General features: G+C 64.8%; 8 protein-coding genes and 1 pseudogene. 1 reads left to right on the top strand and 8 read right to left on the bottom strand.

The window, feature by feature from the left end; translation table 11 throughout:
* Window positions 1-578 precede the first annotated feature (578 nt).
* Complete coding sequence (locus tag ABZ646_RS37415) at window positions 579-1,862, top strand: NucA/NucB deoxyribonuclease domain-containing protein (RefSeq protein ID WP_360529395.1); 1,284 nt, start codon at window positions 579-581, stop codon at window positions 1,860-1,862.
* A 34-nt stretch (window positions 1,863-1,896) separates the two neighbouring features.
* On the opposite strand, the gene ABZ646_RS37410 is transcribed toward ABZ646_RS37415, so the two are convergent.
* The 8 genes and pseudogenes from ABZ646_RS37410 to ABZ646_RS37375 form a co-directional block, all read right to left on the bottom strand.
* Window positions 1,897-2,352 carry a hypothetical protein gene (locus ABZ646_RS37410; RefSeq protein ID WP_360529392.1) on the bottom strand — a complete coding sequence of 152 codons (456 nt, stop codon included), beginning with the start codon at window positions 2,350-2,352 and terminating at the stop codon, window positions 1,897-1,899.
* Window positions 2,353-2,687: 335 nt separating this feature from the next.
* Window positions 2,688-2,834 carry a hypothetical protein gene (locus ABZ646_RS37405; RefSeq protein ID WP_360529398.1) on the bottom strand — a complete coding sequence of 49 codons (147 nt, stop codon included), beginning with the start codon at window positions 2,832-2,834 and terminating at the stop codon, window positions 2,688-2,690.
* A 28-nt stretch (window positions 2,835-2,862) separates the two neighbouring features.
* Window positions 2,863-3,081: pseudogene (locus tag ABZ646_RS37400) on the bottom strand (DUF6262 family protein); the annotation flags it as partial.
* Window positions 3,078-3,905: a site-specific integrase gene (locus tag ABZ646_RS37395; protein WP_360529389.1), complete on the bottom strand. Its 828-nt coding sequence runs from the start codon at window positions 3,903-3,905 to the stop codon at window positions 3,078-3,080. The gene ABZ646_RS37395 and the pseudogene ABZ646_RS37400, both read right to left, overlap by 4 nt.
* Window positions 3,906-4,164: 259 nt before the next feature.
* Window positions 4,165-4,425 (bottom strand): hypothetical protein, encoded by a 261-nt coding sequence (locus ABZ646_RS37390; protein ID WP_360529386.1) that lies wholly within the window; start codon window positions 4,423-4,425, stop codon window positions 4,165-4,167.
* Window positions 4,422-5,285 carry an ABC transporter ATP-binding protein gene (locus ABZ646_RS37385; RefSeq protein WP_360529383.1) on the bottom strand — a complete coding sequence of 288 codons (864 nt, stop codon included), beginning with the start codon at window positions 5,283-5,285 and terminating at the stop codon, window positions 4,422-4,424. The genes ABZ646_RS37390 and ABZ646_RS37385 overlap by 4 nt, the downstream gene beginning before the upstream one ends.
* A 250-nt stretch (window positions 5,286-5,535) precedes the next feature.
* Complete coding sequence (locus ABZ646_RS37380; RefSeq protein ID WP_360529380.1) at window positions 5,536-5,787, bottom strand: GNAT family protein; 252 nt, start codon at window positions 5,785-5,787, stop codon at window positions 5,536-5,538.
* 9 nt (window positions 5,788-5,796) lie between these two features.
* On the bottom strand, window positions 5,797-6,168 hold the full coding sequence (locus ABZ646_RS37375) for a beta/gamma crystallin domain-containing protein (protein WP_360529377.1): 372 nt from the start codon (window positions 6,166-6,168) through the stop codon (window positions 5,797-5,799).
* Between the last annotated feature and the right edge of the window lie 277 nt (window positions 6,169-6,445).

Raw genomic sequence — 6,445 nt, 5'->3', positions numbered from 1 at the left:
CACCAAACCCAAACGGGTCAAGCGAACACCAAAACCATAAGTTACCGGTATTGAGCTTAGAGCCCGCAGAGAATCAAGGTGTTGCTTCGCACGCTTTGATTCTCTGCGGGCCCTAACTGTAAGTTGTCTGGACGGTTTGGCCATCCTCGTGCAGCTACGCGGCGAGAAGCGCCCGGCCGGATCATGCAGCCAGTGACGACCGGGGTCGTCAGGCGCACCCGCCGCGTACCGTCAGCCAACAGTTCGACCCGTGCGGCAGACCTTCGCCGGGACCAACCTTGACGGGCGATCACCTCGAAGCGATCACGCCCTCGACGGGCGCGAGCGTCCTGCTTGCCGCGCACACCAGCCCTGCACATCAGCACATTTCAGGATGGCGCTCTCTCCTCGGCCAGAGCTCAGTTACCGCTCGTCGCAAGAAATGGAATGCCGGAATCCAGTGTTTAAATTCGGCCAATCTGAAAACCCATGCAGATCGCACACATTGGCGAGGTACGGTTACGCGAGCAACCTGACAGGTCACCGACAATCACCTAGGAGACGCTTTGCGTTCCAGACTTGTCGCTACAGTCGGCGTGATGCTCGCAATCTTATTGGGGCTGAGCAGTTCGCCGACGGTAGCTCAGCCGCTGACGGCACAGGGTGAGTTAACCGCGATAGACGGCGGGTTGGTGGACGCGGACCACCCGCCGCTTCCGATCGGCTCCAAGTTGCCGACTACGCTCACGGCCAACTTCGCCACCCCGCCAGCACCCGAGACTCTCACAGAGCACGGAGACGCAACCGCACTTCGCGGCAACGTCGTCTACGCTCAGCCAACGGCGGCGAAAGCGCCGTCGCTGACTGCCGCTGCTGCTGCCGCTCAAGTAACGGTAGCTAGCTGCAACGCTGCTTTCCCCAATGGGACTGGGGCTGGACCGGCAGGCGTGATCATAGATCACTACAATTGGTGCTTCGTTGCCACCTGCCTCTACTACACGGTCGATTCGTCCGGCGTCGTTAAAGGCACAACGACGATGCGTTGCACTCAGGCTGGAAACGGGACGACCGGACAGCGAACCATCCTCTTGACGTCCGGACGGGACAAATTCGTCGACTCAGGGGATGCAAAGGTAACCGCCGCCATACAGGAAACCTGGACCACCTCGGGATATAGCGGCACAGACGGCAGTAACGTTGCCTGTAATGTCGACGGAAACAGCCCTAAGACGCGACCTGAATGGGCGGCAGGAAGCAAGGCGGTCTTCGTCATCACGTCGGCGGCAGCGGGCGGATACAGCCGCGATTCCGTTTCCCGATGCGGTATCGCGGGCTGGTCCCGCAGCGACCTCCCTCCATGGGGAAGCATGGGTCAACAGGGAGTTCGCATGGACTCTGCGAGCTATCTCGGATCGAACGGCGCCGGCATATTTGACCGTGTCGTTCCTATCATGCAGGAGTACAGCGTCACGTCGACCCGCAATGGGGCGGTAGCACAGCATGTGCTGGATGCTCAGTCCAACCCCAACTCTACGTATCCGCCGAAGCCAGACGGCAGCGCAAAGGTGATACCCGGGGCCGTGAGTAGCGGTGCTCCTCTCACGCGGCTGATGTCGACTTGGGACGCGGCAGCAACTGCTCGGTACAACGCTAACCGAAGCAAGGTAACGTCCACTTGCGCATCCCTGTCCCATAACGCCGACGAGGAATGTGACGAGTACCCATTCGCCTCAACATGGCAAGGTGCAGGAAAGGGCGACGGAAACTTCTCGGTCCGCTACGTAGACGGCACGCAGAACGGAAATGCCGGAACGGACCTCAACAACTGGTACATCGCCGACCGTATCCTGCACAACGATAAGTTCTACGTATACGTGAAGTAGCCCACATGGCGCCGCCCCTAGCCCACTTCTTGGATTAGGGGCGGCGCCATGCCTGCACCACATAGGACTCCAGATCGCTGAAAATTCCCTGTTTTTGACGAGTGATTGCTTCCTCTCCACCCCCTCGTCGATAGACGCGAACGGAATACACTCCTATGCCGTCCATCTCCAACGGTTCGCCGGCAGGGCCATGGGGTACGGCCCAAGCAGTCAACGTTCCCGAGGGAAGTCGCAACAGCACCTCGCCAATGGGCTTCTCACCCACCCGAGAGGGCTCTCCATTCCACAATTCGATCTGCACATCGACGTCGTGCATTGGAACAGTGCTGGCGACCATGACACCAGCGTTATTCACAGACAGCCCATCGTTCACATCCCTATCGGGAAGCTGCCACGGGCCATCTCCATTTGGCGCTGCCCCGTCGCACAGGGCAAACTGTCGCCGCTCAACGATCACTACTTGCTGGGCAGTTCGCAACAGTGCACTCATCGACTTCCTTTCCAGACAACGGTCGTCGGTGAACTCTATAGAGCCCTAAGTTTAAAACACTGCTGTTTTACCAACCTTGGCGCAAAGCTTGCTGCGAGCTCTTCGCCGAGCTGTGGAGGAAGGCCGCCGTCAGGTCCCTGAACAGGTCGCAGCCTCCAGGTCCGCAAGGCGGACTTCGAGGTCGACGATGCGCCGGCCCTGGAAGCGGAGGTTGGCACGGGCGGCTTGGAGCCGTTCGTCGAGAATGCGGTTGTCGGCGGCCAGTTGGCGGACCCGTTGCTTGAGGGTGGTGTTCTCGGTGGTGATCCGCTGGATGGTTCCCTCGGTCCACTCAGCTACCAGTCGCGGATTTGGCCGAGGAGTTCACCAATGCGGGTGCGCTGTGTGAGGATGTCGGACTGGGTCGTCTTGAGGGCATCCTCGGCGTTGAGTGCGCGTTCGCGCCAGGTTGCTTCGCGTTCGTCGTCCAGGTCGGCGAGCAACCGGGGGGCGGCTTTCACTGGCTTCGGCCATGGCGGTGCTGACCGCGGCTCTGGCCTCGGAGTTGTCGTAGAGGAAGGTGCGCGAGACGCCCGCGCGGCGGGCGACCGCGGCGACACTGACCTGCGCCTTCTCACGCCGGAGGCGGGCGATTGTCGAGCGGACTCGCTGGAGGGCGGTCTCGGTCTTGCGGCGGCGGGCCGCCAGGGCTGCTGCGGTGCGCGGTTCGGGGACGAGGGCGGTCTTCATGCGACGTCCTGTTCGGGGTCGGTCTCGTCGGCTGTGCACGTATCGCTGTACTCGCTCTCCTGGTCGCTGCCTGCGTCGGAGAGATCGGCGGCGAGGAAGGCGGTGGACCAGATGCGGTGGAAGTAGTCCTGGGGTTTGCGCAGGTCCAGGTTGAGGGCGTCGTCGAGGAGGCCGAGTCCACCCAGTGCCTTCTCCAGGCCGTCGATGGCGCGGGCGGTGGGCTCGAAGTAGCGGTGGAGGTATTCGGCGGTGGCGTCGTCCGAGGCGCCTTCGGCCAGCAACCGCCACTGCTCGCGCTTGCGCCGCCAGTAAAGGAGGTCGGCGCCGGACAGGACGAACTTGTCGCATTTGTGGCAGCCCAGGTTCCAGGGGCAGGCGCCGCCGTCGACGACGGGCTGGAAGGTGCAGAACCCGCCCTCGGCGGGAGTGCTGCGGGGGGACAGGTCGATGGCCAGGGCCTGGGCCTGTCCGGGGGTGAGCGGGGTGGTGTCGCTGGTGAGGAGTTCACCGGGGCGGGCGGTGCCGGGTCCGGCGACCCAGACGTGCTGGAGGACGTTCTCCAGGTCCGACTGGGTCAGGTGGACGTAGTGCTCGGTCATGCGGTCGGAGACCTGGCCGAGGTAGCGGCGGATGTGCGTCAGGCTCGCGCCGTGCCGCAGCAGCCGCGTGGCCAGCGTATGCCGGGCCTGGTGGGCGACGTAGTGACCGCCGAGGTCAAGCTCGGCGATCCAGCTGCGGAAGCCTGTGTGGAACCAGGTGTAGGACAGGCGCGGCGGCCGTCGGGATTGAGGATGTCGGTGGAGAACAGGGCCAGGTGAGCACACTCGGCAGCAGTGGGCGGGCGGCCGACGTGCCGGTCGGCGTAGTGAGTCAGGGTCTTTCGGCGGCGTTCTTCGAGCCGGTCCAGGAGATAGTCGGGGATGCGGACGGCCGCGTTCAGGTTGCCGACCTTGGTCTCGTCGTGCCCGGGGGTCTGTGTGCGGCCCTCCGGCGGCATGGCTCCCAAGAAGTCCCCGGCAGATCGGGCCATCCGACCAGGCCGCCGATTCGCCGGGTCTGTGAGCGTCTGGCGGGAGTGTCAACTCAAGGGCCCAGCCCGCTCATCACCAGGGCACTGGTCGTCGGCGCCACTCCTGGGCCGGCCAGCATCACCGCGCCACCCGCGGCGGCGACAACCGCGGGGACGGTGAAGGCCAGTGAGACCATCAGGGCGGCGTGCCGGGCCGCGCCCACCCCGTAGAACAAGAGCTGTGCGCCGACGAACAGCACAGCCGACCAGACCATCAAAGACCTGCGCCGGTACAGCTTGAGCAGATCCGCTCCGATCATCCTGATGCCTGTCATTTCGCCGCCTCCACGTTCGCCGTGATCTCCAGAAAACGTTCTTCGAGCGTGGCGCGCACCGGTTCGAGCCGTCCGACCTGCACGCCTGCCTCGACCATCAGGCGGTTGATCGTGGGGACAGTCACCCCGGGGACCGGAGTGATCCGCAGCATCCCGCTGTCGTCCACCGTGATGTCGGCCGCCGCCTGCCGATCTCTCAGCACCGCGGTCGCCCGCGCCGGGTCGTCGCACCCGACCAGCACATCCCGGCCGCCTTGAGCGATCTCGCCCACCGGTCCCGCGGCCAACAGCCGACCACTGTCGACGATCGCGACCAGGTCGCAGGTCTTCTCGACCTCGTCCAGGAGGTGGGAGCTGACAACGACCGTGCGCCCCTCATCGACCAGCGACCTGATGAGGTGCCGCATCTCGAGGATTCCCGCCGGGTCCAGCCTGTTCATCGGCTCGTCGAGAATCAGCAGCCGCGGATCACTGAGCAGGCAGCGGGCGATGCCCAGGCGCTGCCGCATGCCCAGGGAGTAGCTGCCGACCCGTTCGTCGGCCCGGTCGGTGAGCCGCACCCGCTCCAGCATCTCCGCCACCCGCCCTGGCGCGGCCGGGCCACGCACGGCTGCGGCGATCCGCAGGTTCTCCCGACCCGTCAGATGGAGATGGAACCGCGGCTCCTCAACGATCGCCCCGACTTCCGCAAGGGCCGCCCGCCGCTGGACCGGCATCGGCAACCCCAGCAGACGTATGCCGCCGGAGGACGGCCTCGTCAGCCCGAGCACCATCCGGATGAAAGTCGTCTTCCCCGCTCCGTTGGGGCCCAACAACCCGTAGAGGCGACCGTCCTTCAGGATGCTTCGCCGTGCGAGCAAACCGACGGTCCACGAAGTGACAAGTAGCTCTGTAGCGGATCAGGGATGGGCTTGATCCGCGCGCCTGGCAATGCGCCGTGCGGCGCTGAGGCACGACGAGAACCCGCCCGGGCGACAGGACCGGGCAGAGGCGGTCACGCGCGGCCGGACTCCGGCCCTTCGGCCGTGTCCGGCCGCGCGGTGTCTCCTCGTATCACCGTGTACCGCACCGCGTCCCGCCGCTGCCTGTCGCGGAACCCCACGGCGCGCATCACGCCTTCGCGGGTGAACCCGCCTTCTCCAGGGATCGTTGCTCGGAGACGTTGCCAGTCTCGGTGTCCGCTTCGAGCCGTACGACGGGAGAGCGCGCGAACAGGTAGTCGACGAGGTGGCGCTGCGCGGCGGTGCCGATGTCCCGCCCGCGCGCCTCGGGCCGCAGTTGCGCGCCGACGTTCCAGTACGGGGTGCGCCCCGCGCTGGTCCGGCGCCAGGCGACGATCCCGAGCGCGCCGCCGCTGAACATGCCGGCGCCTCAGAAGATCTGAATAGATGTGATGTTCGGTGGCTGGTTGGGGTAGGTCACGATGTTCCAGCGACTGATCCTGATGGTAGCGCCGTTGGCGTCGTTCATCTGGATGTCGTTGTTCCCAGTGGAGATCTTGTCCACCCAGGCGCCAGCTCCGAGTCTCATGGTCCCAGCGTTGGCGGCGCAGTATTCGAAGGGCCCGGAAGGGCCCTCAATGAGCGGACGACTGTAATGGCCCCAGATGTGCAACAAGTCGTCAGTAGTGCAAGGTGCCTGATTCATGGCGGGCGCGGCATTCGCCGGAGTTGCCATGCTGAGGCCTGCGGCCAGTAACGCTACAGCGAACAGGCTCCGAGCGGTCTTCCTGTTGGTGGGCACGATGTGATATCTCCTTGAGGATCGGGGTCCGCTGCGTGAGTCAGGGTTACTTCCGAACGGTGAGGCAACTGCCCGGCCAGGCTTGGGGTCGGCCCTATTGCGTTTCACGCCTGACACAGCGCTGTGTCGGCCAGGCGGGTATTGCCCACTTGTCCAGGTGACGGGACAAGTAGACTGGGCGTCACGCTCAAAGCCCAGGCAGAACAGCAGGCACAAGTACCGCGGGTGCAAGATGCCCGCACGTGTTTCCAGCGGAGAAGCAGAGGTTGGACAGCTC

The organism is Streptomyces sp. NPDC007162, assembly GCF_040634175.1.
Taxonomy (GTDB): domain Bacteria; phylum Actinomycetota; class Actinomycetes; order Streptomycetales; family Streptomycetaceae; genus Streptomyces.
This window is presented reverse-complemented; position numbering and strand designations above follow the sequence as displayed.

Coding starts and splice junctions, on each gene's coding strand:
- ABZ646_RS37415 (WP_360529395.1), top strand. CDS start 579: ATGCTCGCAATCTTATTGGGGCTGAGCAGTTCGCCGACGGTAGCTCAG.
- ABZ646_RS37410 (WP_360529392.1), bottom strand. CDS start 2,352: ATGAGTGCACTGTTGCGAACTGCCCAGCAAGTAGTGATCGTTGAGCGG.
- ABZ646_RS37390 (WP_360529386.1), bottom strand. CDS start 4,425: ATGACAGGCATCAGGATGATCGGAGCGGATCTGCTCAAGCTGTACCGG.
- ABZ646_RS37380 (WP_360529380.1), bottom strand. CDS start 5,787: ATGTTCAGCGGCGGCGCGCTCGGGATCGTCGCCTGGCGCCGGACCAGC.